Origin of the sequence: Subtercola lobariae (assembly GCF_014640255.1) — a bacterium.
Taxonomy (GTDB): Bacteria; Actinomycetota; Actinomycetes; order Actinomycetales; family Microbacteriaceae; genus Subtercola; species Subtercola lobariae.
Genome location: NZ_BMGP01000004.1, coordinates 205,402 through 229,338 on the forward strand (window position 1 = coordinate 205,402; position 23,937 = coordinate 229,338).

Genomic DNA, 23,937 nt, shown 5'->3' on the forward strand with positions numbered 1-23,937 from the left:
CGGGTGCGGCTACCGCTGCGGGCAACGCGGCCGGTAGCACGGGTTCAGGTGGCTGGGCAGGCTCGGGCGGCTCGGGTGGCTCTCTCGACGACGGTAGCGGGTCGTTCGGCGGCGGTGGCTTCAGCGTGAACCCCGAGGCAGGCGCGGGCATCCGCATCGGCGTCGTGACTTTTCCGGGGTCGCTCGACGATCGCGATGCGGCGCGGGCGGTGCGGATGATCGGGGCCGAGGCCGTGCCGCTGTGGCACGGCACTCACGACCTAGAGGGCGTCGACGCGGTCATCCTGCCCGGCGGTTTCAGCTACGGCGACTACCTGCGGGCCGGTGCTATTGCGAGCCTGTCACCGATCATGGCTGAGGTCGTAGGTGCCGCGAACAGCGGTCTTCCCGTGCTCGGAATCTGCAACGGCTTTCAAATGCTCGCCGAAGCGCACCTTCTGCCCGGCGGGCTCATTCGCAACGACCACGGCAACTTCATCTGCCGCGACCAGCGCCTGCGCGTCGAGAACCCGTCAACCGCGTGGACAAACGCGTTCGCCGCCGGAGCCGACATCACCATTCCGTTGAAGAACGGCGAGGGCGGCTTCATCGCCTCCGCCGACGAAATCGAGCGGCTCGAAGGCGAGGGCCACGTCGTATTCCGATACCTCGACGTGAACCCCAACGGCTCCATGAACGACATCGCCGGCGTCACCAACGCCCGCGGCAACGTGGTGGGCCTGATGCCGCACCCCGAGCACGCCGTGGAGCCGGGTTTCGGCCCCGACACCGCCTTCGCCATGCGCTCAGGCACCGACGGGCTCGCCCTCTTCGCCTCCGTGCTCACCTCCCTCGTCGCCCCCGCGTAACCCCGCCGCGCTCCCCACTCCCCGCCCCACCCCCGCCCCGCCCCCACCCCTCGCCAAAATCGAGAGGTCGAAATCTCTCCCAAAAGCCGGATTATGGGAGACATTTTGACCTCTCGATTTTGCGAGGGGCGGGGTGAGGGGGCGGGGCTGTGGATAAGCCCGAGAACCGGCAGGGAGTGGTGCAGGGTTGCGAGATGCCTCGTCGAACACCTTTGCCGCCCGAGCTCGCGGCGCGCGCCTTTTCGGTTGGCCTCGGAAAACAGCTGGGGCTGAGCAACCGCAGGCTCGACGCCCCCGACCTTGCTTCGCCGTTCTATGGCGTGCGGTCTTCGCGCCGAGCGATCAGCACCGTTGAAGAGCAGTGTCTTGCCTATGCCCCGCGGATGTTTAGAGACCAGTCGTTCAGCCACATCACCGCGGCACGACTGTGGCGTCTGCCTCTTTCCCGTCGGTTCGATCCGGCCGAGCCGCTGCACATTGCCGCGTCCGATCGAAACGGGCGCACGCGTGTCACGGGTGTCACCGCGCATCGTCTGTGGCCGCCACATCACCGCACGACCCGGATGAATGGGCTGCTGGTGAGCGACGCGATAAGTACGTGGCTTCAGTTGGCGAGCATCCTGAGCCTTGACGACTTGATTGCCGCTGGGGATGCGCTCGTGCTTGTGCCCGTTTACCTAGACCGTGCCGCGCCGGCAGCTCGTCCGTACGCGACGCCTGACCAACTGAGCCACAGGGTCGGAGCATTCCACGGACCGGGAAAGCGGCGGCTCGTTGAAGCCCTCGATCACGTGCGACTCGGGTGCGAATCGCCGAAGGAGACCATTCTGCGGCTACTGCTGACCCGAAATGGGATGCCCGAGCCCGAGCTCAACGTGCGAATATTCGGTACGCGATCAGCCTTTGTGCCGCGGGTAGACCTCGGTTACCCGCAGTTGAAAGTGCTCGTCGAGTACGACGGCGAGCAACATCGAAAGAATGACGAGCAATACGCTCGCGACCGGCAGCGCGCAGCCGACCTTCGGGCGGCCGGGTACACACTCGTCACCGTATTGAAGGGCGGGCTGGCAGGCGATGGGGCGGCCCGCACGATTGCCGACGTGCGCGAGGCCTTGCTCACGGCCGGCTGGCATCCTGGGCGCATGGGGCGAGACCGGGCATAGTGGTCGCGCCGATAGAATTAGCAAGCGATTCCGCGCGCCCTCAGAAGGAGCCCTCCCGCGTGTCTGACACCACCGATTCCACCTCACGCCCGCCCGTCGACAGCGTGAGTGTGGCCGAAGCCACTCCCGAGAAGGAGCAGCCGTACGCCGCGCTGGGACTGAAGCCCGACGAGTATGCACGAATTCGCGAGATTCTGAGGCGCCGGCCCACGAGCGGCGAACTCGCCATGTACTCGGTGATGTGGAGCGAGCACTGCTCCTACAAGTCGAGCAAGATCTACCTCAAACAGTTCGGTTCGAAGACCACCGAGAAGATGCGCAAGAACCTCATGGTGGGCATCGGCGAGAACGCTGGCGTCGTCGACGTGGGCGAGGGCTGGGCGGTCACGTTCAAGGTGGAGTCGCACAACCACCCGAGCTACATCGAGCCGTTTCAGGGCGCCGCAACCGGCGTCGGCGGTATCGTGCGCGACATCATCTCGATGGGCGCGCGCCCCGTCGCGGTGATGGATCAGCTTCGCTTCGGCGACATCGACCACGAAGACACCGCTCGTGTCGTGCACGGCGTTGTCGGCGGCATCAGCTTCTACGCGAACTGCCTCGGGCTGCCGAACATCGGCGGCGAGACGTACTTCGACAGCGTGTATCAAGGCAACCCGCTCGTCAACGCGCTGGCCGTCGGGGTGCTGCGGCACGAAGACATCCATTTGGCAAACGCGACCGGCGCGGGCAACAAGGTCGTGCTGTTCGGGGCGCGTACCGGCGGAGATGGCATCGGCGGGGCATCCATTCTCGCCAGCGACACGTTCGACGCGAAAGGGCCCACGAAGCGCCCGGCGGTGCAGGTGGGCGACCCGTTCGCTGAGAAGGTGCTCATCGAATGCTGCCTCGAGCTCTTTCGCGAGCAGCTCGTTGAGGGCATCCAAGATCTCGGTGCTGCGGGTATCTCGTGCGCCACCAGCGAGCTCGCCAGTAACGGCGACGGCGGAATGTACATCGAACTCGACAAGGTGCTGCTGCGTGACCCGAGCCTCACCGCAGAAGAGATCCTGATGAGCGAAAGCCAAGAGCGCATGATGGCTGTCGTTCAGCCGTCGAAGCTCGATGCCTTCTTGGCGGTTGTGGCGAAATGGGATGTTGAGACCAGCGTTCTGGGCGAAGTGACCGACACTGGGCGCCTCATCATCGACTGGCGCGGCGAGCAGATCGTGAACGTCGAGCCGCGCACGGTGGCAGTGGATGGGCCGGTCTACGACCGCCCGGTCGCGTACCCCACCTGGATCGACAAACTGCACGAAGACACCGCAGCCACCCTGCCCCGCGCGAGCGATGACGACGAGCTGCGCGCACAAGTTCTGACGCTGCTCGGCAGCGCCAACCTCGCCAGCAAGAGCTGGATCACCGACCAGTACGACCGCTACGTGATGGGCAACACGGCCCTGTCTTTTCCTGACGACGGCGGCATGATTCGTGTCGACGAGGAGTCGGGGCTCGGTTTCGCCATCGCCACCGACGCGAACGGCCGATACTGCCAGCTCGACCCGTACTACGGCGCTCAGCTCGCCCTCGCCGAGGCGTACCGCAACGTGTCGGTCACCGGCGCTGTGCCCGCGGCCGTCACCGACTGCCTCAACTTCGGTTCGCCAGAGAACCCTGAGGTCATGTGGCAGTTCTCGCAGGCCATCGCAGGGCTCTCTGACGGCTGCCTCGAACTCGAGATACCCGTCACCGGCGGCAACGTGTCGTTCTACAACCAGACCGGCGGCGCCCCCATCCACCCGACCCCCGTGGTCGGAGTGCTCGGCGTCATCGATGACGTCGCTCGCCGAGTGCCGAGCGGCTGGCAAGACGAGGGCAACAACATCTACCTGCTCGGCGTCACGAAGACCGAGCTCGACGGGTCTGCGTGGGCCGGAACCATCCACGACCACCTCGGCGGTCGCCCGCCCGTTGTCGACCTGCCTCGCGAAGCGGCGCTCGGCGGCCTGCTGCACGCCGGTGCCATGCAGGGTCTGCTCGCTTCAGCCCACGACCTCGCCGACGGCGGGCTCGCTCAGGCGCTGGCCGAAGCCGTCCTGCGCTTCGGCGTCGGAGCACGCGTGTGGCTCGACGAACTCATGCTGCGTGACGGCATCGACCTCACCACTGCGCTGTTCAGCGAGTCGACGGGCCGCGTCATCGTGTCGGTTCCGCGCGAAGACGACGTGAAGTTCATGGGTCTCTGCGAGGGCCGCGAGTACCCCGTACTGCGTATCGGCGTCACCGACTCCGGCGCGGGCGTTCCTTCGGCCGACAGCGCGATCGGCATCGGCATCGAACCGACGTCGAGCACGGATGCCGCACTCGACATTCAGGGCCACTTCACCATTGACATCGCAGACCTCTACGCCGCCCACCGCGGCGCCCTCTCGGCCCGCTTCGGCGCCACGGTCGCCTAGCCCTGGCGCGATCACACCGTCGCCACTCTGAGCCAGGCGGATGGGCCAGCGGGCCGCCGGAGGGTCTAGGTCAGAGCGACAGGTGAAACTTCAGTGCGTCATCCACTTGACGCATGACCCATGCGGGCACCCAACCGGTGATGGCCGCCAGGCGCTCGACCGAGACCGTGCGCACCTGCTCCGCCTGCGCTTTCGACGCGCTCGTCAGGCCCATCTCGCCGATCGCCTCAGGGTCATCGATGAGCACCTGAAACTCGGCTCGAACCTTCGAGACGTTCGACGTCAGCGGCACGATGGTGATGGTGCCTCTGCCCAAGCTCGTCGCCGCGAAGTTGGCGCCGTCGTTGCTGACCACAATGCATGGTCTTGTCTTCGACGCTTCGCTCGGCTCTGTGGGGTCGAGCCTGACGCCGACGACTTGGCCGCGCCTCACGCGCCGATGCCGTCGTGGGCAGCGGCATCCCACGCGCGCGATTCGGTTGAGGCGATCCATTCGTCGTTCGCGGCGGCGTAGTCGCGCACCGCTCGCATCTCGCGGGCAATTCGAACCAGGTCGTGAATGACGGCCGAGCGATTACCCGAGTGGTCGCGCGCCAATTCGTCGATGTACTCGACATCGTTATCAGAGAGGCTCACACTCAATTTGGCGGTCATACCGCGATACTACTAGTGTGCGACCGCGAAGTACGCCGAAAGGCAGCGAGATCAGACGGTCTTCGGCTCGACCGTCGCGATCACCCCAGTGGTCGCTGCAATGCGCTCGTGGTGGTGAATGACCTCGGCCACGATGAAGTTCAAGAACTTCTCGGCGAACTCGGGGTCGAGGTGCGACTCTTCGGCGAGCGCGCGCAGCCGCTTGATCTGCCGCGCCTCACGCTCGAGGTCGGCAGCGGGCAACCCGTGGGCGGCTTTCAGCCGGCCGACGAGCTGGGTGAACTTGAAGCGCTCGGCCAGCAGATGAATGAGGGCCGCGTCGACGTTGTCGATGCTCTCGCGAATGCTCTGCAAGCGAGTGAGGGCGTCGTCGTCGGAGGTCTCGTGCTCGGTCATATCCAAAACTGTATTGGGTCGAAGCTGAGTTATTGCACACTGTTGCTCTGTAGAGCATCCGGTCGCCGCGCAGCCCAGAGCCGAATGCGCTTCTGGGTGAGCAGGATGCCCAGAAACACCAACAGCGCCCCGAGTGGTTCGTTCCAGGTGAACGTCTCGCCGAGAACGAGCACGCCGAGAATCACTCCCACCACGGGCGTGATGTACGTGACAGTGGATGCGCCCGTAGGCCCCCACGCCCGCAGCACGGCGATGTTCCACACGTAGGCCAGGCCGGTGCCGAGCGCGCCTAGCGCTAGCAGGCTCACCACGATCGGCACGGTCAGCGCCAGCGGCCCGAGCGCGACGACAGGCGTGAGGGCGAGCATCACGAGAGCGCCCATGCCCACCTGCATGAACGCGAACGGCACCCCGGCGATGGCCCGCGAACTGAGAAACCGGCGGGTGTAACCGAAGGTGACGCCGTAACAGACGGCTGCGCCGAGGCAGGCCAATTGACCGAGCAGATCACCCGTGAGTGCGGCGTACCCCCATGGGCCGACGATCACGATCGTTCCAATGACGCCGATCGCGATGCCCGTAGCCTGGCTGCGGTTCAGCCGCTCGACCCGAAAGGCCAGCGTCGCGAGCAGTGCCGTGGTGATGGGCGTCACGGCGTTGTAGATGCTCGCGAGACTCGACGAAACGTACTGCTCGGCCCAGGCGAACAGCAGAAACGGCAGCACGTTACCGACGATTCCGATGACCAGAAAGTGCAGCCAGACCACGGGCTCGCGAGGCAGGCGCTGCCTGCTGATCAGCACGATGAGCCCGAGGGTGAGCGCGCCGAGAATGATGCGAGCCCAGGCCACCTGGCCGAAACTCACTCCAGTGAGAGCGACCTTCATGAAGAGAAAGCTGCTGCCCCACACCAACCCCATGGCCAAGAACTGCAGCAGCACGCGGATGTTGCGCGGCGGCGCGGCGGGGGTGGTCGATGGTGCGTTGTGGGTCACCTCAGAGACACTAGCGCGAACGGGTGACGCCCGCCCCGGGCATCCGGAGCCGAGCGCCACCGCCCCGGGCATCCGGAGCCGAGCGCCACCGCGAACAGCGCAATCGCCCCGCGCACCGCGAAAGCAGCACGCGCAGCGAACGCCGCTACTGAACCGTGACGATCTTCACTTCGATGTTGCCGCGCGTGGCGTTCGAGTACGGGCAGACCTGGTGTGCGGCATCGGCCGCGGCCTGCGCCTGCTCGGGCGACGCCTTCGGCACATACACGTCGAGCTCGACCGCGAGACCGAAACCACCCTCGCCGTTGCTGCCGATGCTCACGCTCGCCGAAACTTCGGCGTCTGTGGTGTCGATCTCGAGGCGCTTGCCCACGACGTGCAGTGCGCTCAAGAAGCACGCCGAGTAGCCGGCGGCGAAAAGCTGTTCGGGGTTGGTTCCCTCGCCGGTGCCGCCCATTTCTTTGGGCGGGCGGGTGTCGAGGTCAAGGCGGTCGTCTTCGCTTCGAATGTGGCCATCGCGCCCTCCGCCTGAGGCGTGGGCGATTGCAGTGTAGAGAGCTTCCATGTGTTTAGTCCATCACACGTTTCTGGTCGCGTGATGTGCCACGATGTCATTCATGGGCACCGTCGCCATCTTTCATCAGGCCGCAGAGGCATTCGTCGAACTCGTCGCGCGCATCAGAGACGATCAGTGGCAAGACGAGGGGCTCGGCTCGTGGAGCGTCAGGTCGCTCGTCGGCCACACCACTCGCGCCATTCTGACCGTAGAGACGTACCTCAGTCACGACGAGGTCTCGCCCGTGGGCCTGCCGACCGCCGAAGACTATTACGCCCTGATCTACCGCGACTTCGCAGACCCCGAGTCGGTCGCGATTCGCGGTGTCGAGGCGGGAGTGTGGCTGGGCGAGCATCCGGTGTCGAAGATTCAGGATGCCCTGCAGCGCGCCAGCGACGCCATCGCCTCAGCGCCCGCCGGCCGTGTGGTCTCGGTGGGCGGGCACGGCATCGAATTGACGCAGTACTTGCGCACGAGAATCTTCGAGCTCGTGGTTCACTCCATCGACATCGGCAGAGCCATCGGGCAACCGCACGGCCAATCGCCCGAGTGCGTCACCGACGCGACCTCGCTCGCGGCGCGCATCGGCGCCCGCGCCGGGTCTGGCGAAGAGATACTGCTGGCGCTCACGGGCCGTGCGCCGCTGCCGCCCGGTTTCACGGTGGTCTGACGTCGACGCCGCCCGTTTAGGTGGCCCCGGCGACCGCCTGCCGGCCCATTTCGCGACTTCGGGTGGGCCGTGCCGGCCGCCATTTGACTCGCGCGGTAGCGTGGTGGCATGGCTGTGACCCTGCGCCCGACTTCGCTCGACTACACGACGACCGTCATCACCATGGGGAAGCCGCTGACCGCGTGAGTGAGCCGACGGGCCAGCCCGCAGACGCGAGCCCGTCTGCAGCGGCCGGGGCGGCCGGGGGGCCGGCGGCATCCCGAGCCCGAGTAAAGCGCGCGCCCCTGCCGCATCAGTCGCTCGGGGTGATCGTGGTGGGCATGAGCCTGGCCGTGTGGTGGCCCGCCTTCACGCTGGGGGCGTGGGGGGAGATTTTCTTCGACACGCTGCTGCGGGTCTGGGTGGCCGCGACGGCCGCGTTCTTCGTAGTGGTTGTGGTTCGGGCAGCGCGGCGGCGCATCGGCTGGCGGGTGCTCACCCTGCTGCTGCCGACGGTGTGGCTCGTTCTCAGCATCGCGGTCGATTCCGATTCGGGCGAGCTGTGGGTGGCGCTGGTCTCTCTCGCGGGCATTTTGCTTGTGATATTAGGAATTCCGCTGATGATCTGGGTGCTCGCCCGCGTGATCTGGCCCGACATCAGCGACACGGTACCGTTTCGCGGCAAAGTTCTCGCGCTCGGCATCGTTCTGCTCATCGCCGTGGGGTCGTTCGTGCTGGGAGCAAACCAGTCCCGTTTTCTCACCTGCGAAGACTTCTCGATCAGCGGCAACTCCGAGCCGCCCGGTTGCGTGCACGACACGCCTGCGCCGCTCAGCACGCCATAGCCGAACGGCCGCGCTGGCGTCACCCTGCCGGCGCGCACGCAGCTGTCGCGGGCGGCGCAACCAGCGGCCGCCACCGTGCAGGGCGGCGCAACCGGTGGCCGCCACCGTGCACGCAGCTGCGGCTCGCGCAACCTATTCGGGCGGAAACACCACCGACGGCTTCACACCCAGTTCGTCAGCGAACCGCTCGTTGAGCTCGGCCCACCCGTACTCCAGGGCATTCGCGCCGCGTTTGGGCGCCTCCGGATGCCCGGCCAGCACCGTCTCGAGAACGTCGAAGCACAACTGCCAGCCAGCCGCCACCGCCGAGACCATCGACACGTCTCCGAGCGTGTGCCGCAGTACGAGAACCGAACCGGTGCCTTCGTCGTCTCCGCCCGCCGGATTCACATCGCCCAGCAACGCCTCGAGCCCGTCAGGTGTGACATCGGCGGTGATCTCCCACCGCAGCACATCGACGCCCCAGGTGTACTTCAGCAGGTGCGGCGGCTTCACCACGAGCACCTCGATAAGCACCTCTTGGTCATCACCGTTGCCATCGGCGAGCATCACGAGGGTCGCCGGGCCGAACGAGTCAAGCACACGATCAGCCGTGTGCGGCGCCCACAGTTTCAGCTGCTCGGGCTCGGTGAGCGCGCCCCAGAGCACCTCCGGCGACACATCGAAGTTGCGCTCGATGACGACCGTGGTGCTCGCGTCGGCACCCGTCGAGACGCTCACGCGCTGAAGTTCACTGGTCACACCCCCAGAGTACGCGGGGGCGCCGACATGCTCGGGCCGGGCGCGCGCGGGGCACAGGATGCCCGGGGGCTCGATTCGCGTCAAGCCCTGCCGAACATCCATTGCCCCGGGTAGACCGGAAGAATGAAAGCACTCACTTTTCACGGAACCCAGAACGTCTCGGTCGACACTGTGCCCGACCCGCGCATCGAAGAGCCCACTGATGTCATCATCAAGGTCACCTCGACTGCGATTTGCGGCTCAGACCTTCACCTGTACGACGTGCTCGGCGCCTTCATCAAGACAGGCGATATTCTCGGGCACGAGCCGATGGGCGTGGTCGTCGAAGTGGGGAGAGACGTCAAGAACCTCGCGGTGGGTGACCGGGTGGTGATTCCGTTCGTGATCGCCTGCGGGCACTGCTACATGTGTCAACGCGGGCTGCACAGCCAGTGCGAGACGACGCAGAACCGCGAGTCTGAGAGCGGAGCCTCGCTGTACGGCTACACCGAGCTGTACGGTGGCGTGCCCGGCGGCCAGGCCGAGTTCTTGCGCGTGCGGCTCGCCGATTTCAACGCGCTCAAGGTGGGCACCGAACTGCCAGACGAGCGGTATTTGTTCTTGAGCGACATTCTTCCGACGGCGTGGCAGGGCGTTCAGTACGCGAACGTGCCTGACGGCGGAACTCTCGCCGTTCTCGGCCTCGGCCCGGTGGGGCAGTTCGCGAGTCGCATCGGGGCGCACCTCGGCTACCGCGTGCTCGGCGTCGACCCGGTGCCCGAGCGGCGTGCGCTCGCCGAGCGTCACGGCATCGAAACGCTCGACCTCACCGATGACGTGCTCGATCGGCTGCGCGAGCGCACCGACGGCCGCGGGCCCGACTCCGTGGTCGATGCTGTTGGCATGGAAGCCCACGGAAACCCGGGCGCGGGATTCGCCCAAAAGGCTGCCACGCTGCTTCCCGATGCCCTCGCCAAACCACTGATGAAGACGGCCGGAGTCGATCGACTCGCGGCGCTTCACCTCGCCCTCGATGCGGTGAAGCGTGGCGGAACGGTCTCCCTGAGCGGCGTCTACGCCGGCGCTGGCGACCCTATGCCCATGATCCACATGTTCGACAAGGGCCTCACACTGCGCATGGGGCAGTGCAACGTGCAGAAGTGGCGCGACGAAATCGTGCCGCTGGTCGAAGACCCGGCAGACCCGCTCGGCACCGAAGATCTCACCACCCACGCCGTGCCGCTCGACCGCGCGCCCGAGATGTACAAGATCTTCAAGGAGAAAGAAGACGGCTGCATCAAGGTGGTTCTGAAGCCGTAGCGCAATCTCGCGGCAAGTGGATGCCCGCCCGAAGCCACCGCGAAGCCTCACCCCTGGCGCGAAGGAGGCCATCGAGGTTGCGGCTTCGTTCGGGGGTTCGCAAAAGCACCTGCCGACGCGCCTGGGGGTGCTTTTGCGCAACCCCGGCGGGTAACGTATGGCTGTGATCGAAGACGGCGTGATGACGCTTCAGTTCGAGCTCGACGCCTCGAACGGCGAGGAGCTCCCGGGTACCGAAGAGTACTTCGCGAGCGCGCTGCGGCCTGCGATCGTCGGGCGACTCAGCCTGAGTGCGGCGGTTCGGGCGACACTCGTACTTGCGTACGCGGTCGACGTGCGCGTGCAGCCTGAGGTAGGAGCTGAGGCAGAGGGCGCGGCTGAGGCAGAGGGCGCAACCACCATCGCGTCGGCCACCAGGCGGCCGCGCGAGTTCGCCGTCGTCGTGACGAACGACCCCGACAGCCCCGCGCCATACAGCCGCTTCGCCGCGAAGGGAGTGACGCTCGTGCGTCAGCTGCCTGGCGTGTCAGACGATATGGTGCTGCAGTTCGACCCGGGAGAGTACTTTTTCGAGTTGCGACGGGGTACGTCGATGGCCGACGTCGAGCATCCGGTAGCGCTCAATCGCGTGTCGTTCTTCACGGAACGGCAGGCGGCCGGCCGCTGAGCAGCGCTGCCTCGCCTGCGAGCGTTACCTCTCGGCGTCGAATGCTTTCTTGTTGAGTTTCACTGCCACGTGACGGTCTCCGTTCAGCTCGATTTCGGTGCTGAAACGACGCTACGACGAATCGCGACCCCCAGGTAGGCTCTGCGCGCGACGAGGCTGAGCAGTAACATGCCGAACAGCGCGAAGTAGGCGAATGCGTAGTAGCTGAACAGGCTCTGCTGTTCGAAGGCGCTGTCTTTCGACGCCAGCCGTAAGACCGTCACGAAGAGGCTCGCCGCCGTGATGGCAGGCAGCGCGCCGCGCACGAGTACGATTTCGATTTCGTTCAGCAGCGACGCGTGAAACGGAGTCAGCTCGGGGCGCATGGTCGGCAGTGCGCCGTGAAAAGCCTCGAGCGAGCGAAACCGGCGCATGCGCAGCAGCTCCACGCCGGCGCCGAACAGCGACAACAGTGCGAGGCTGCCGAGCGCGAAGTAGACCTCGTCGCCGAAAAAGTCGGCCACCTCGGCGTGCGCGAACGACGACGCAATCGCGATCGGCAGGGCAGACACCAGCAGCAGGCACACGGTGATTCCCACGAGATTGACGAAGCGCAGCCGCCAATACCGCTTCAGCATGTCGTCGGTGACGAGTGCAGTGTCGATTCCGCCGAACGTGGCAGCGGGCATCCGTTCGCCAGCCACTCGCTCAGTACACCAGCTCGGCGGGCGCGAACCGGGCCGCCGAATCGCCCACGAGCGTCTCGTCGCGCGGGTTGAGAGCCAGCACCTCAGTGCTGTCTTTCAGATCGGCCAGGCTCACCCAGAAGAGGCTCGGGCTGCGGGTCGACATGAAGAAGTAGGTGCCGTTCGTGAGGTCGGCGCCCGCCTCCCACCACGTCGGGTAGACGCCCCCGTCGCCGTAGGGCGCGCCGTAGGGCACAGCGACGTTGTGGATCAGCTGAAACACGCCCGCGACAGCCTGCTGCACGTTCTCGGGTTCAGGAAGGTAGTGCAGAAAGTAGCTGGCACGAACAAAGCGGTCGGGTGAGCTGATGTCGCCGGGCAGTGGCAGGTCTCCCCCGAACGGCTTGTAGCGCGCGAGGTTCGCGAGCTGGGCATCCATCGTGGGCGAATTGGCCATCACCCGAAATTCGGGGCCGTGATGCACCACGAGCTCGCCGCCGATGGGTTCGATGATGGCCGAGTCGCCGCTCGCGTCTTCGATGGCGATGTGCACTCCGAGGTCTTGGCCCCGCAGCACCTTCGAGCTGATGCGCACGTCATCGATGGCCGCCACGACCTCGGCCACGGTCGCGAAGTTGTCGAGCACGTATTGCACCCAGAGCGCGATGCTGACGGATGCCCGGGTATCCGCCCCCGCCCACATGCCCGGCTCGGGGTTGAGGTAGAGCGCGTGCGCGGCGAGGCCCTTCTCGTTCAGGCCGTCGCTCGTGCCGAGACCCCACATGCTCAGCACGACGCTGGAGTAGCTCGAGACCCAGGTGTGCGGGCTTTGCTCCGCCCCGCCGTCGCGACTCATGCCGCGCGGAACGAACCACAGCTCGGGCTCGTCGCTGACGGCCCAATCCATGCAGCGGGTGACGGTCTTGGCGACCTGGTTGTCGTTCCAGAAGATGCGCGTGCACATGCTGGCAACGCTACTGGATGCCCGGGGTGCCCTATTTCGCCTTCTTCGACCCGCTCGTGCTCTTCGACCCGCCGCTCTTCGTGGCCGCGCTCGCTTTCTTCGTCAGCGCCTCGGGCTTATGCACCGCTTCGCCGCCACTTTTCTCACTCTGCACGAGGTACTGAGGGTCAGCTCGAGACGCTTTCACGTCGCGCTTCGCCGCGTGCGTGTCGTCGGTGATCTTCTTCTCGACGTGGCCCTCGGCGGTGCCGCCGTGCGACTGCCAGGTGACGTGGTCGCCCTTCGTGAATTCGCTCATGCGGGTACGTTACGCCCCGCGGGTGCCACCTTCGAGGGCTTGCGCAGGGCCCCCGAACTCTGCGGACTGCCGATTGATGAACGAGGCCATTCCTGGCACGGTGAAGGCGATACGGCCGCGTTCGGGCGAATACACCACTCCTTTTTCGAGCAAGCCCTGGCGGGTTGTGCTGAGCGCAGACGTTGGCACTCCAAGCCGGTCAGCGATATCAGGCGTACGCGAGCCGCGTTCTTCGTCAGCAGCCATCGCCCGGAGGTAGTTTCGTTCGGTTGGCGTCGCTCGATCCCATCGCGCAGGAAAAAACCCCATGTCAAGGGCGGCATTACCCTCGACGACCGCCTCTCGCGCGTCATGCAATCGAACGATCTTCGCCTCGGCAATATCCCACGCTGCCTGGCCATATGTTTGCAGAAAGTAAGGGTATCCACCCGAGGCGGTCAAAAGTTCTGAGATGGCCTCCGGTTCGTACTCGACCCCCAACCGGCCAGCTGGAATCAGCAAAGCATCTCGGGACGCCGAGACATCGAGTGCGCCGATTTCTCGGTAGTTGAACAATCGCTCGGCATAGGAACGCGACGAACTGAGTATCGAAGGCAGCGAGGGCAGGCCTGCCCCGAAAATATAGAACGGCCACCCTTTCTGACCGGCTTTGTGCTGTGCAGCGAGCAGGGCCGACATCAGTTCGGGGTCAATATCTTGCATCTCGTCGATGAAAAGCCCGAATGCGCTCGACGCCTTCTGCAACGCGGGCACGAGATCTTCGATGACTTCTTCGAAGTCGACTTCGATGCGCCCGGAATCGGCTCGGCCTCTGGTTTGATCAACGTTGAAGTCGATGGATGCGACACCCAACGACAGACTGAACGATTTGACGGTGCCGAGCACCGCCTTCAACTCTTCGCTGAAGTGCTTACTGCGTTGTAGACGCCGAACGGCGAGCAGGAGGGCGCGCCCGAGCTTGTGTCGAGCAATTTCGTGGCCGCTTTCGGTCGCACTGCCTTCGAGTTCGACGGTGAACCAGTCGGCCTGCTCTGCTTGTCGAAGAAACCTATTCAAAAGCACGGTCTTGCCCACACCACGCAGCCCGTGGAGGATTATGCCGCGACTACTGCGCCTCCCGCGAGATCGAGCCACGACCAGGTCGAAGGCATCAATCTCTGCCTGCCTGCCCACCAAGTCAGGTGGAGTGAGACCTGATCCGGGCGAGTATGGATTGATTTCCGGCTGCATATAGAAAATTATATGCGAATATATGACTTCGGATATAAATGCATATACGAACCGATAAAAACGTGTGGGCGGGTAATCAAGCGCGTGAAGACAAGATTTCGATGCCGTCGAAATCGAGGTCGGGAAGTGTAATGGCCATGCGTGTGTTCCCTTCGAACAGGCACCGACGCCCCTTGGCGTCGGCTAACTGACCCACACGGTAACACATAATTGAGCGCGCCTCATTACTTATCCACAGGCGCTAACCGATCGAACTTCAACTGCCCCAAAAGGCGCAGGCCTCAGACCTCGTCGGCGCCCAAGAGGTCGTGACGCACGACGATGGCCTCGCGGCCCGGGCCCACCCCGATGGCGGAGATGCGCGATCCGCTCATGGCCTCGATGGCGAGAACGTAGTTCTGCGCGTTCAGCGGCAAGTCTTCGAAGGAGCGGGCGCCCGTAATGTCTTCCGACCAGCCTGGGAACTCCTCGTAGATGGGAACCGCGTGGTGGAAGTCGCTCTGCGACACGGGAACCTCGTCGACGCGAACGCCGTCGACGTCGTACGCGACGCAGACCGGAATGGTGGTGAGGCCGGTCAGAACATCCAACTTGGTGAGCACGAAGTCGGTGACGCCGTTGATGCGCGCCGAGTATCGGGCGATGGGGGCGTCGTACCAGCCGCAGCGACGCGGGCGGCCCGTGGTGGTGCCGAACTCGAAGCCGTTGGCGCGCAAGAACTCGCCCGACTCGTCGAAGAGTTCGGTGGGAAACGGGCCGGCACCGACTCGCGTTGTGTACGCCTTGACGATGCCGATGACGCGGTCGATGCGGTTGGGCGCAACACCCGAGCCCGTGGAAGCCCCGCCAGAGGTGGCGTTCGACGAGGTCACGAACGGGTAGGTGCCGTGATCGACGTCGAGCATGGTGGCCTGGCCACCTTCGAACAGCACGGTCTTACCGGCATCCAGAGCCTGATTCAAGATCAGCGAGGTGTCGGCGACCATCGGGCGCAAGCGCTCGGCGTACGACAGCAGGTCGTCGACGATCTCGTCGATGATGATGGCGCGGCGGTTGTACACCTTCACGAGCAGGTGGTTTTTCTGCTCGAGCGCACCTTCGACCTTCTGGCGCAGAATGTTCTCGTCGAAGAGGTCTTGAATGCGAATGCCGAGGCGGTTGATCTTGTCGGCGTAGGCCGGGCCGATTCCGCGACCCGTGGTGCCGATTTGGCGTTTGCCCAAGAATCGCTCGGTGACCTTGTCGAGTGTGCGGTGATAGGCCGTGATGACATGGGCGTTAGCGCTGATGAGCAGGCGCGAAACATCCACCCCGCGTGAAATCAGAGCCTCCAGCTCGTGAAAGAGCACCTCGATGTCGACCACCACGCCATTCGTGATCACCGGCGTGACATTCGGGGTCAGGATGCCCGACGGCAGTAGGTGCAACGCATACTTCTGCGTGCCGATCACCACGGTGTGGCCAGCATTGTTGCCGCCGTTGAACTTCACGACGTAGTCGACACGACTGCCAAGCAGGTCAGTCGCTTTGCCTTTACCTTCGTCGCCCCATTGGGCTCCGATCAGTACGATTGCCGGCATTTCTAGAGCCCTTCAGTCGTATCTGCGGTCGACGCCGCGCGGAAGTGAGCCGTTTCGATGGCCTCACTCGCCGCGGGGTCAGACATCTGCAGAAAGTCGTTCAGCCTGGCCACTTCGTCGACTTCACCGATTGCGTCGGCGCCCCGACGCAGTGCGTAGAGCGAGCGAAGCACGCCTCGGTTCGGCTCGTGCGACCACGGCACGGGGCCCTGGCCGCGCCAGCCGCCCTTGCGAAGGGCGTCGAGGCCGCGGTGGTAGCCGACGCGAGCGTAGGCGTAGGCCGGCAGAATCTCGCCCGCCTCGAAAGCATCGTCAGACAGCAGCGCCCAGACGAGAGACGACGTGGGGAATCGCCGCACGAGCGCTTCGAGGTCGGCTCGGGTGAGTACCTGCTCGTCGATGGTCACGCCGTCGGGAAGTACGGAGGCGATAGCCTCGGCCACTCCGTCTTCGGGGTTCAGCAGGGTCGGGGGCACGCCAAGGAGGTTTTCGCCGGTCACACTCAATCCTATCAAGAGGGCTGAGTGGGCCCGGGCTGTGGGTGGCAGCGGGCGGCGGATTCCCGAATAACGACTCACCGCGGGCATCCATCGGCCAATGTCAGAGGTCGGGCGCACAATTGCAGCATGACTTACCACGACATCTGCGAGCGCTGCGAAGGATGCGGCGCCGACCCGCTGCAGCCCTTCCACGACGCCGAGGTACGTATCTGCGTCGAATGCCACGGCGACGGTTACGTCGACGTGTTCGAGTTTCGCCTGCCCGAGCGGCTTTCGGCCTAACGCCGCATCTCGAGCGAAACGGGCTAGGAAGCGCCAGACCCGGCCTGGTGGGTGCGGACCTGGCGCCACTCGAGGGCATCAGGCATCGAGAGCCAACCGACCGCGAGGCATTTGCAGACATCACAAGAGTGAATGCTCGAGCCACGGTCGCTGATGTGCTCGATGAACTTCGCGGTGATCGATGATCTGTTACCTCGACACGTCTGCGGCAGGCAAATTGCTCGTCACTGAACCCGAGAGCGATGCCCTCGTTCGACATCTCGATCAGTTCGGGCATCGGCGCGGCTCGGTGATTGCATCGAGCACGCTGCTTGAAACGGAACTCAGGCGAATGGCTTCGCGGCTCGGATTTACACAAGCCGCAGTGTCAGGGCTGCTTCGCAAACTCAGCGTCATCGACATCGAGCGAGACGTTTTTCGCGAGGCGGGCCTGATGCTGCCAGGCGGCTCGCTTCGCAGCCTCGACGCGCCTCACATCGCCACCGCCGAGCGAATTGCCGCAGACGAATTCATTTCGTACGACGAGCGGCAAGCTCAATCTGCTGCGGAAGTCGGTTTGCGAGTAACGCAGCCCGCATGACTGAATAACTTGCACAGCGGTGTGCAAGTTATTAGAGTGGAGGGGTGACCACATTTACCCCCTCGAAGCCGCCGCGACGCGACGCGACGGAGAACCGCGCCGCGATACTCGAGTCGGCACGCGTACTGCTGAATCGCGATCCTGAGGCGTCGCTTGAAGCCATCGCGGCCGGCGCGGGGCTCTCACGCCGCTCGATCTATGGGCATTTCGCCACCCGCGACGAACTCGTCAGCGAGATTCAGACGCTCGGCGGTCAGCGAGTCACCGCAGCTCTCGCCCACATCGACCACGCCGACTCCCGCGTGGCCATTGCGCTCATCGGCGCCAGGCTGTGGTCTGAGGTCGAAAACGTGCGCGTGATGGCCCAGCTCGCCGTGCGCGGCCCGCAACGCCGAGACTTCGCCAACACGTTGCGCCCGGTGCGCGAAAAGCTGCTCGCCATCGTGGAGCGCGGCATTGCCGCTCGAGAACTCCGCACCGACGTTGCCGCCGAAACTCTCGCCAACCTCATCGAAGGCGCCGCTCTTTCAGTGCTCGACGAAGCCATTCGAGCTGATCTTTCGAATCGTGAGGGCCACCGGTTGGTGATGCTCGCAGCGCTCGGCACGGTAGGGCTCTCGTGGCACGAGTCGAACGCCGTGATCAAGCACCACGCCGAACTTGAGTTCGCTGAACGCGTTACCGACGAGGAGACGAAATGAAGGTCATCCTGAGCAGCGTTTCGAAGGGCGAGAACGGCGAGAACCTGCCGGCGACCTCGCTGAGCTACGAGTCGGGGGCCGTGACGCTCGCGGTCGTCGAAACGGCTAAACGCCCCACGGTTCTCGCCCTGATGGCGGCGGGTCGCATGGTTCCGGATGCCGGCACCATCACCTTCGACGACCGAACCGACCCTGCTGCGTTGCGTGAGCGTTCGGCCATCGTCGATGCGCCCGACGTCAGTGAGCCCGTTGATGACCTGAAACTTACCGCCGTGGTGCAAGAGGAGTTGATGTTCGCCGAGCGATCCAACTCGCGCCGCGATGCCCTCAACGCGCTCGACGAGCTGGATGCCGGGCAGTACGCCGGGTATGAGATGCAGAACGTTCCGCCTGTTGTGCGGCTGCGCATTCTCGCCGAGCTCGCGGTTTCGCGGCCCGGCATCGAGGCCGTGGTTCTGACCTCGCCCGATCGGCACGGCGGTGACCCGCTCGGCTGGTGGGCGGTAGCAGCCGACTTGGCCGAGCGCGGGCTCGCGGTGCTCGTCATCGCCTCTGAGGCCTCGATCGATGCGGTGCGCGAGATCGCGTCACGCTTCGAAACCGACCGTCTCGCAGAACTCGAACGCCAGGCTGCCGCGCGTCGCCGCGAAGAAGCGGAAGCGGCTGCAGCTGCCAACGCTGCTGCAGATGCACAAGACGAACACCCCCATCCCCACGCCGTTCCCCTTGCCCACCCCGACAACGCGGTCATCGGCGCGGGCAGCCCACCGACCAGCACCAGCACCGCCCCCAGCACCACCCACACCCCCGCGCACACAACACCCGCGCCCCCGAAGGATCACGCATGAAAATCGTGACGCTCGTCACCCAAGAGTTTCGCCGCCTCACCGCCACCAGCCTCGCCCGCCTCGCGCTCGTGGCGCTGATGCTCGTTCCCGTCATCTACGCGGGCCTCTACCTCTGGGCGAACAGCGACCCCTACGGCAACGTGAAGAACATCCCCGTCGCCCTGGTGGTTGAAGATACCGGCGCCACCGTCAACGGATCGCCCGTCAACTATGGCCAACAGGTTCACGACCAGCTGCTGAAAGACGGCAGCGTGAAGTGGATGGATGCGACGCCCGACCAGGCCGCCAGCGGCATCAAAGACGGAACCTACGACTTCATCTTGACGCTCGGCCCCGACTTCTCCACGATGCTCACGTCTGCTGGCACAGCAACCCCGCAACAGGCCGTCGTGCAGCTCACGACCAACGACACGAACAGCTTCTTGGCCAGCACAATCGCCGCGACGGTCGCCGAGAAGGTGCGCCTCAGCATCTCGCAGCAGGTCGGCGAAGCCGCAGCGCTGCAGTTCTTGAACGGATTCGCCACCATTCACACGAACGTCAGTACCGCGGCCGACGGTGCCACGCAATTGGCCGACGGCACCGCCCAGGCCGAGGCCGGGGCATCCACTCTCGCCAGCGGAGCAGCGCAAGCCAACTCGGGAGCGGCAGATCTGGCGAACGGTTCTGCCTCGGCGGCGAGCGGAGCATCCACTCTCTCGAACGGGGCGAGGCAGACGAATGACGGCGCCGAGCAGCTCGCGAGTGGCCTCGACACGCTGGCTGCCAAATCGGCCACCCTGCCGGCAGACACGGCGAAGCTCAACACCGGCGCGCAGGCGGTTGCCGGCGGCAACGCCCAGCTCTCGGCCGCGGCCACGCAGGCTGCTTCGGTGGCTCAGGATGCCGCTGACCAAGTGGCTCCGGCGCGAGCTCAGATCGTGCAAGACCTCACCGACCTCGGCCTGACGCCCGATCAGCAAGCGCCCATTCTGGCCAAACTCGACACGGTCGGAACCGCCATATCGAACGGCAACGACCAGATTCAGGGCGTCAACACGCAGGTGGCCAAGCTATCGACTGGCGCCGCGCAGGTCGCCGCCGGCACCCAGCAGCTCGCCGACAACGCGCCCGCCCTGACATCTGGCATCAACCAGGCCGACTCCGGCGCGCACCAGGTGGCGAGCGGAACACAGCAACTGGCCGACGGCGCAGCGAGCCTCGCCGATGGAACACAGCAGGTCGCCGACGGAGCGGCAACCCTCAAGACCGCAACGCAGCAACTCGCCGACGGCAGCGCCACACTCGCCAGCGGCGCCACAACGCTGAACTCGGGTGCCGATCAGTTGCGCGATGGGCTGGTTTCGGGGCTGGCGCAGATTCCGAACTATACCGGTGATCAGGCTCAAGCCGCGGCGGCCGTCATCGCGACGCCCGCGCGGGTCGACACCGATTCGGTCACGAAAGCAACGACGTATGGGGCCGGAATGGCGCCGTTCTTCATCAGCCTCGCCGCCTGGATCGGCATCTACGCGCTGTTCTTGATCATCAAGCCGCTCTCGAAGCGCGCGCTGACCGCGATGAAAACCCCGCTCAAGGTTGCTCTGGCGGGCTGGCTGGCCCCGGCCATCCTGGGCGCCCTGCAGATGGTCGCGGTGTACCTCGTCGTGACGCTCGCCCTCGGTTTCGGGGTCGCGAATGTGCCCGGCATGCTCGCCTTCATGATTCTCACCTCGGTGACGTTCGCGGCGATCATTCTCGCGCTCAACGTGTGGCTCGGCAGCGTGGGGCAGTTCATCGGGCTGGTGCTGATGGTGGTGCAGCTGGTCACGGCAGGCGGAACGTTCCCGTGGCAGACGCTGCCCGGGCCACTTGCCGCGCTGCATCACGCGCTGCCGATGTCATATGCCGTCGACGGAATACGTCAGTTGATGTACGGCGGCGACATGATGCTGGCGCTCAACGACGCCGGGGTGCTGGCGATCTGGCTGCTCGCGGCGGGTGCGTTCACGTATTTCCTCGCAACCCGAGCGACCCGCGCGCGAACCCTACGCGACCTGCGCCCCTCCCTCATCGGCTGACGCGCGGTACGCTCCCGCAGAATCCGGCGATTCGCTTGTCGCCCTCGTTGCGCAAAGGCACCTTCCGAGCATCGTGCCGGTGCTTTTGCGCAACCCAGGCGGGCGTCGTCGAACGGCGGCGAACCAGCCAGGGCGCGGGCGTCGCTGCGAATTACTGCACGGTGAGCTGGATGGTGTGCAGGCCCGTGGAGCCTGAAGGGGCGGGGGGCGCCTCGTCTGAGGTCTGGGTGTAACCGGAGGTGTCGGTGGCGCGCACGGCGATGACGTGGTTGCCGCTCGTAGCCTGCCAGGGCAGCACCCACTGGCGCCAGGTGTCGGCCGAGATGGCATCGGCGAGGGTCGCTTCGACCCACGGCCCGTTGTCGACCTGCACTTCGACCTTCGCGATGCCCGTGTGCTGAGCCCAGGCGACGCCAGCGATCGGGATGGTTCCGGCGGCGAGACCCGCGTTGTTCTTCGGGGTATCGATGCGCGATGAGGTCTTGATCGGGCCGAGAGCCGTCCAGCCGCGCGGAGTCCAGTAGCCCATGTCTTGAGCGAACGTGGTGACCTTCATCTCGACCACCCATTTCGTGGCCGAGACGTAGCCGTAGAGCCCGGGCACGACCATGCGCACGGGAAAACCGTGTTCGACGGGCAGCGGAGCCCCGTTCATCCCGACAGCCAACAACGACTGCCGGTCGGTGTCTTGCAGCACCTCGAGCGGCGAGCCTGCAGTAAACCCGTCTGAGCTCTTCGACAGCACCATATCGGCGCCGGCCGTGGGCTTGGCCCGGGTCAGCAGATCACGAATGGGGTAGCCGAGCCAGGTGGCGTTGCCGATGAGGTCGCCGCCCACCTCGTTCGAGACGCAGGTGAGCGTGATGGTGTCTTCGACCAGCGGCAGCGCGAGCAGGTCGGCGAACGAAATCTCGACCTCGTTCTCGACCATGCCGTAGATTCTGAGCTTCCACGAATCGGGATTCAGCTGCGGAACCTGCAACGCCGTGTCGATGCGGTAGAAGTCGCCGGCCGGCGTGATGACGGGGCTGATTCCGCTGATGCCGAGCTCTGCACCGCTCGGGATGACCGGGGCCGCCGTCGAAGGCGCGGGCAGCACCAGCGCGTTGCGGGCGCTCGTCACGGCGGCGGCCGTGGCATTCATCAGCCGCGCGCCCGCCCCGACCACCGCGGATGCGGCGGCCGCCACGATCACGAACGTCAAGAACTGGCGCCGCTCATACGAAGCGGGGCCGGTGCGCACGGTCGGGGCCGGCGTCGAGGGCGCACTCGTCGCGGGCCCGACGTTCGCCGCCACCGGAGTGCTCACTCCGCTCGCGATCACTGCGGCCGCGGCTTCGGCACGTTTACGGATGCCCGCTTCGCGCGAATCCCAGCGTTTCAAGCGCTGCTGCAAGGCACGCAGAACGAACACCCCGACGAGCATTCCCACAACTGTAGGTATCGCCGAGAATCCGGATGCCCCATCTCGCGTCGTCACGGCGACCACCGCGATGGCAGAGAACACCACGAGCACCACGATGCCCCAAGGCGGCCGGTGGTATTCGAGCAACCCCGCGATGCACGCGCCGGCCACCACGATGATGCCGAGCAACGTGAGCAGCGCGGCCTTGTCGCCCGTGCCGAACAACGAGATCATGACGTCTTTGACGCCCGGCGGGGCCAGGTCGATCATCAGCGAACCGACGGAGAAAAGCGGGCTGGCCTCGGCGCTGATGAATACGGCCACCAACTCGGCCGAGGCAAGAACGGTTGCCGCAGCGACCACACCCGTCAGGGCCGCCCACACGTTGCGTCGCATGCTCTCACCCTAGGCGTGAAAAGCTGACGCTCGCCTGTGACCGCGGCGCTTAGGGTGCAGGCCAGATCAGGGAGGTGCCGTTGTAGATCGCCGAGAGAAATGACGGGTCGGTGGCGGCGTCGAGGTCGGGGGCGCTGGGCAGCACGCCGCTCTTCACCAGAAACTGGCTCTCTTGCGTCAGCAGGTCGGAGTTCAGCGAGCCGAGCGGGGTGCCGGCGGGCTGCGCCTTCGTGACGAGCCCGGTTTCGGTCTGCCACACCTGCACGTTGTGATCCACGTCGTACCCGGCGCCCGAGAGGGTGGAGGCGAAGCCCACACACTCGGCAGCGTTGGTGAGGCAGTAATTGTAGGCGTGAAAGGATGCCCGCAAGAAGTCTTGGGTGGCGGTGGGGTTCGCCTTGATGAACGCCGGGTTAGCTGCGACGGTGCCGAAGGTGCCCGGAATTCCGTAGTCTTCGGGATTCCACAGCTTCACGTCGGTGCCGTCGGCCTTCAGCGTGAGCGGTTCGTTCGATTTGTAGCCGGTGAGCGATTGCACCTGACCGCGCGGCAGCACGGTGGGGTCGTAGCCCACCACGACCTGGGTGATCGACGAGAGGTCGGCGCCCGCGTCGACGAGCATCGTCTGAATCTCGGGCGGCAGCTGGCCCTTCTGGCCGAGGGTCGTGCCGTCGAGCTGTTTCAGGTCGGTGATGTTCGGCAGCGTCATCAGGGTGGCGATGGGTACCTGCCCGTAGGTCGCGATGCCGGTCACGTTGACGCCGTTCGACTGCGAGCGCAGCAGGTCGGCGTCGCCACCGAGGTCGGTGAATGTCGCGGTTCCCGCGGCGACGAGTTGCGCGTTCGCGGCGGTGTCACCCGTGCCGGGCTGAATCTGCACGTCGAGGCAGAGCGCATCGAAGTAACCGAGCTGCTTCGCGGCGAGAACGTCGAGAATGCTGGCCGAGGCCTGGTACTGATAGCCGGTGACGTAGTTGATGGTGCCCGCGGCCTTGTTCTGGGCGCAACGCTCGGCCGAGATGGCCGAACCGGAAGCCGCGCCGGAGCTTGTGGGCGAGGGGGAGGCCGAGCATCCACTCAACCCCAGAGCAGCCGTAGCGATGACGGCAGCGAGGGCGAGTAGTCGGGGGCGGCGGCTGTGTCGGGTGGGCATCGGGCGTGTCCGTTCGGTCGGATG

At 65.4% G+C, this 23,937-nt stretch carries 26 protein-coding genes; 12 read left to right on the forward strand and 14 right to left on the reverse strand.

Features of this window, described 5'->3' with window-relative positions:
- Positions 1-149 precede the first annotated feature (149 nt).
- From purQ to purL, 3 genes are all read left to right on the forward strand, one after another.
- On the forward strand, positions 150-848 hold the full coding sequence (gene purQ / locus IEX24_RS11935; RefSeq protein WP_188679065.1) for a phosphoribosylformylglycinamidine synthase subunit PurQ: 699 nt from the start codon (positions 150-152) through the stop codon (positions 846-848).
- Positions 849-1,042: 194 nt separating this feature from the next.
- On the forward strand, positions 1,043-2,011 hold the full coding sequence (locus IEX24_RS11940) for a DUF559 domain-containing protein (RefSeq protein ID WP_188678554.1): 969 nt from the start codon (positions 1,043-1,045) through the stop codon (positions 2,009-2,011).
- 59 nt (positions 2,012-2,070) lie between these two features.
- Positions 2,071-4,449 carry a phosphoribosylformylglycinamidine synthase subunit PurL gene (gene purL / locus IEX24_RS11945; protein ID WP_188678556.1) on the forward strand — a complete coding sequence of 793 codons (2,379 nt, stop codon included), beginning with the start codon at positions 2,071-2,073 and terminating at the stop codon, positions 4,447-4,449.
- 70 nt (positions 4,450-4,519) lie between these two features.
- On the opposite strand, the gene IEX24_RS11950 is transcribed toward purL, so the two are convergent.
- The 5 genes from IEX24_RS11950 to IEX24_RS11970 form a co-directional block, all read right to left on the reverse strand.
- Positions 4,520-4,942, reverse strand: coding sequence for a type II toxin-antitoxin system PemK/MazF family toxin (locus IEX24_RS11950; protein WP_188678558.1), 423 nt, complete (start codon positions 4,940-4,942; stop codon positions 4,520-4,522).
- Positions 4,879-5,103 carry a DUF8778 family protein gene (locus IEX24_RS11955; protein WP_188678560.1) on the reverse strand — a complete coding sequence of 75 codons (225 nt, stop codon included), beginning with the start codon at positions 5,101-5,103 and terminating at the stop codon, positions 4,879-4,881. The genes IEX24_RS11950 and IEX24_RS11955 overlap by 64 nt, the downstream gene beginning before the upstream one ends.
- Before the next feature lie 51 nt (positions 5,104-5,154).
- Positions 5,155-5,499, reverse strand: coding sequence for a chorismate mutase (locus IEX24_RS11960; protein ID WP_188678562.1), 345 nt, complete (start codon positions 5,497-5,499; stop codon positions 5,155-5,157).
- Positions 5,500-5,528: 29 nt separating this feature from the next.
- Positions 5,529-6,494, reverse strand: a complete 966-nt coding sequence (locus IEX24_RS11965) for a DMT family transporter (protein ID WP_307821426.1) — start codon at positions 6,492-6,494, stop codon at positions 5,529-5,531.
- Positions 6,495-6,639: 145 nt separating this feature from the next.
- The gene (locus IEX24_RS11970; RefSeq protein WP_188678564.1) at positions 6,640-7,059 is read right to left on the reverse strand and encodes an organic hydroperoxide resistance protein; all 420 of its coding nucleotides are present in this window, start codon (positions 7,057-7,059) and stop codon (positions 6,640-6,642) included.
- Between the two features lie 52 nt (positions 7,060-7,111).
- Between IEX24_RS11970 and IEX24_RS11975 the strand changes: the two genes are divergently transcribed.
- On the forward strand, positions 7,112-7,720 hold the full coding sequence (locus IEX24_RS11975) for a maleylpyruvate isomerase family mycothiol-dependent enzyme (RefSeq protein WP_188678566.1): 609 nt from the start codon (positions 7,112-7,114) through the stop codon (positions 7,718-7,720).
- 182 nt (positions 7,721-7,902) lie between these two features.
- Positions 7,903-8,544: a hypothetical protein gene (locus IEX24_RS11980; protein ID WP_229715274.1), complete on the forward strand. Its 642-nt coding sequence runs from the start codon at positions 7,903-7,905 to the stop codon at positions 8,542-8,544.
- 132 nt (positions 8,545-8,676) lie between these two features.
- Here IEX24_RS11980 and IEX24_RS11985 read toward each other — a convergent pair whose 3' ends face one another.
- On the reverse strand, positions 8,677-9,285 hold the full coding sequence (locus tag IEX24_RS11985) for an SRPBCC domain-containing protein (protein ID WP_188678569.1): 609 nt from the start codon (positions 9,283-9,285) through the stop codon (positions 8,677-8,679).
- A gap of 123 nt (positions 9,286-9,408) precedes the next feature.
- On the opposite strand from IEX24_RS11985, the gene IEX24_RS11990 reads away from it, so the two are divergent.
- Both IEX24_RS11990 and IEX24_RS11995 read left to right on the forward strand, forming a co-directional pair.
- Positions 9,409-10,584, forward strand: coding sequence for a zinc-dependent alcohol dehydrogenase (locus IEX24_RS11990; protein WP_188678571.1), 1,176 nt, complete (start codon positions 9,409-9,411; stop codon positions 10,582-10,584).
- Between the two features lie 163 nt (positions 10,585-10,747).
- Positions 10,748-11,251, forward strand: coding sequence for a hypothetical protein (locus IEX24_RS11995; RefSeq protein WP_188678573.1), 504 nt, complete (start codon positions 10,748-10,750; stop codon positions 11,249-11,251).
- Positions 11,252-11,334: 83 nt separating this feature from the next.
- Here the strand turns inward: IEX24_RS11995 and IEX24_RS12000 are convergent, their stop codons facing one another.
- From IEX24_RS12000 to IEX24_RS12025, 6 genes are all read right to left on the reverse strand, one after another.
- Complete coding sequence (locus tag IEX24_RS12000; RefSeq protein ID WP_188678575.1) at positions 11,335-11,934, reverse strand: hypothetical protein; 600 nt, start codon at positions 11,932-11,934, stop codon at positions 11,335-11,337.
- A gap of 4 nt (positions 11,935-11,938) precedes the next feature.
- Positions 11,939-12,880, reverse strand: a complete 942-nt coding sequence (locus IEX24_RS12005) for a linear amide C-N hydrolase (RefSeq protein ID WP_188678577.1) — start codon at positions 12,878-12,880, stop codon at positions 11,939-11,941.
- A 31-nt stretch (positions 12,881-12,911) separates the two neighbouring features.
- Positions 12,912-13,178: a hypervirulence associated TUDOR domain-containing protein gene (locus IEX24_RS12010; protein WP_188678579.1), complete on the reverse strand. Its 267-nt coding sequence runs from the start codon at positions 13,176-13,178 to the stop codon at positions 12,912-12,914.
- Between the two features lie 9 nt (positions 13,179-13,187).
- Positions 13,188-14,408, reverse strand: a complete 1,221-nt coding sequence (locus IEX24_RS12015) for a DUF8462 domain-containing protein (protein WP_188678581.1) — start codon at positions 14,406-14,408, stop codon at positions 13,188-13,190.
- Between the two features lie 281 nt (positions 14,409-14,689).
- Positions 14,690-15,988, reverse strand: a complete 1,299-nt coding sequence (locus tag IEX24_RS12020) for an adenylosuccinate synthase (RefSeq protein ID WP_188678583.1) — start codon at positions 15,986-15,988, stop codon at positions 14,690-14,692.
- Between the two features lie 2 nt (positions 15,989-15,990).
- A complete protein-coding gene (locus IEX24_RS12025; RefSeq protein WP_229715275.1) occupies positions 15,991-16,488 on the reverse strand; it encodes a DUF3151 domain-containing protein in 498 nt (165 codons plus the stop codon).
- 126 nt (positions 16,489-16,614) lie between these two features.
- Between IEX24_RS12025 and IEX24_RS12030 the strand changes: the two genes are divergently transcribed.
- The 5 genes from IEX24_RS12030 to IEX24_RS12050 all read left to right on the forward strand — a co-directional run bounded on the left by IEX24_RS12030 (position 16,615) and on the right by IEX24_RS12050 (position 20,959).
- Positions 16,615-16,770, forward strand: coding sequence for a hypothetical protein (locus IEX24_RS12030; RefSeq protein ID WP_229715276.1), 156 nt, complete (start codon positions 16,615-16,617; stop codon positions 16,768-16,770).
- 181 nt (positions 16,771-16,951) lie between these two features.
- Positions 16,952-17,350, forward strand: a complete 399-nt coding sequence (locus IEX24_RS12035) for a type II toxin-antitoxin system VapC family toxin (protein WP_188678587.1) — start codon at positions 16,952-16,954, stop codon at positions 17,348-17,350.
- Between the two features lie 44 nt (positions 17,351-17,394).
- Positions 17,395-18,051 carry a TetR/AcrR family transcriptional regulator gene (locus tag IEX24_RS12040; protein WP_188678589.1) on the forward strand — a complete coding sequence of 219 codons (657 nt, stop codon included), beginning with the start codon at positions 17,395-17,397 and terminating at the stop codon, positions 18,049-18,051.
- The gene (locus tag IEX24_RS12045; protein ID WP_188678590.1) at positions 18,048-18,899 is read left to right on the forward strand and encodes a hypothetical protein; all 852 of its coding nucleotides are present in this window, start codon (positions 18,048-18,050) and stop codon (positions 18,897-18,899) included. Before IEX24_RS12040 ends, IEX24_RS12045 begins: the two co-directional genes overlap by 4 nt.
- Positions 18,896-20,959 (forward strand): YhgE/Pip domain-containing protein, encoded by a 2,064-nt coding sequence (locus IEX24_RS12050; RefSeq protein WP_188678598.1) that lies wholly within the window; start codon positions 18,896-18,898, stop codon positions 20,957-20,959. The genes IEX24_RS12045 and IEX24_RS12050 overlap by 4 nt, the downstream gene beginning before the upstream one ends.
- Positions 20,960-21,110: 151 nt before the next feature.
- Here the strand turns inward: IEX24_RS12050 and IEX24_RS12055 are convergent, their stop codons facing one another.
- Together IEX24_RS12055 and IEX24_RS12060 are read right to left on the reverse strand one after the other, a co-directional pair.
- Positions 21,111-22,760 (reverse strand): molybdopterin-dependent oxidoreductase, encoded by a 1,650-nt coding sequence (locus tag IEX24_RS12055; RefSeq protein ID WP_188678600.1) that lies wholly within the window; start codon positions 22,758-22,760, stop codon positions 21,111-21,113.
- Positions 22,761-22,809: 49 nt separating this feature from the next.
- Positions 22,810-23,913, reverse strand: a complete 1,104-nt coding sequence (locus tag IEX24_RS12060; protein ID WP_188678602.1) for an ABC transporter substrate-binding protein — start codon at positions 23,911-23,913, stop codon at positions 22,810-22,812.
- Between the last annotated feature and the right edge of the window lie 24 nt (positions 23,914-23,937).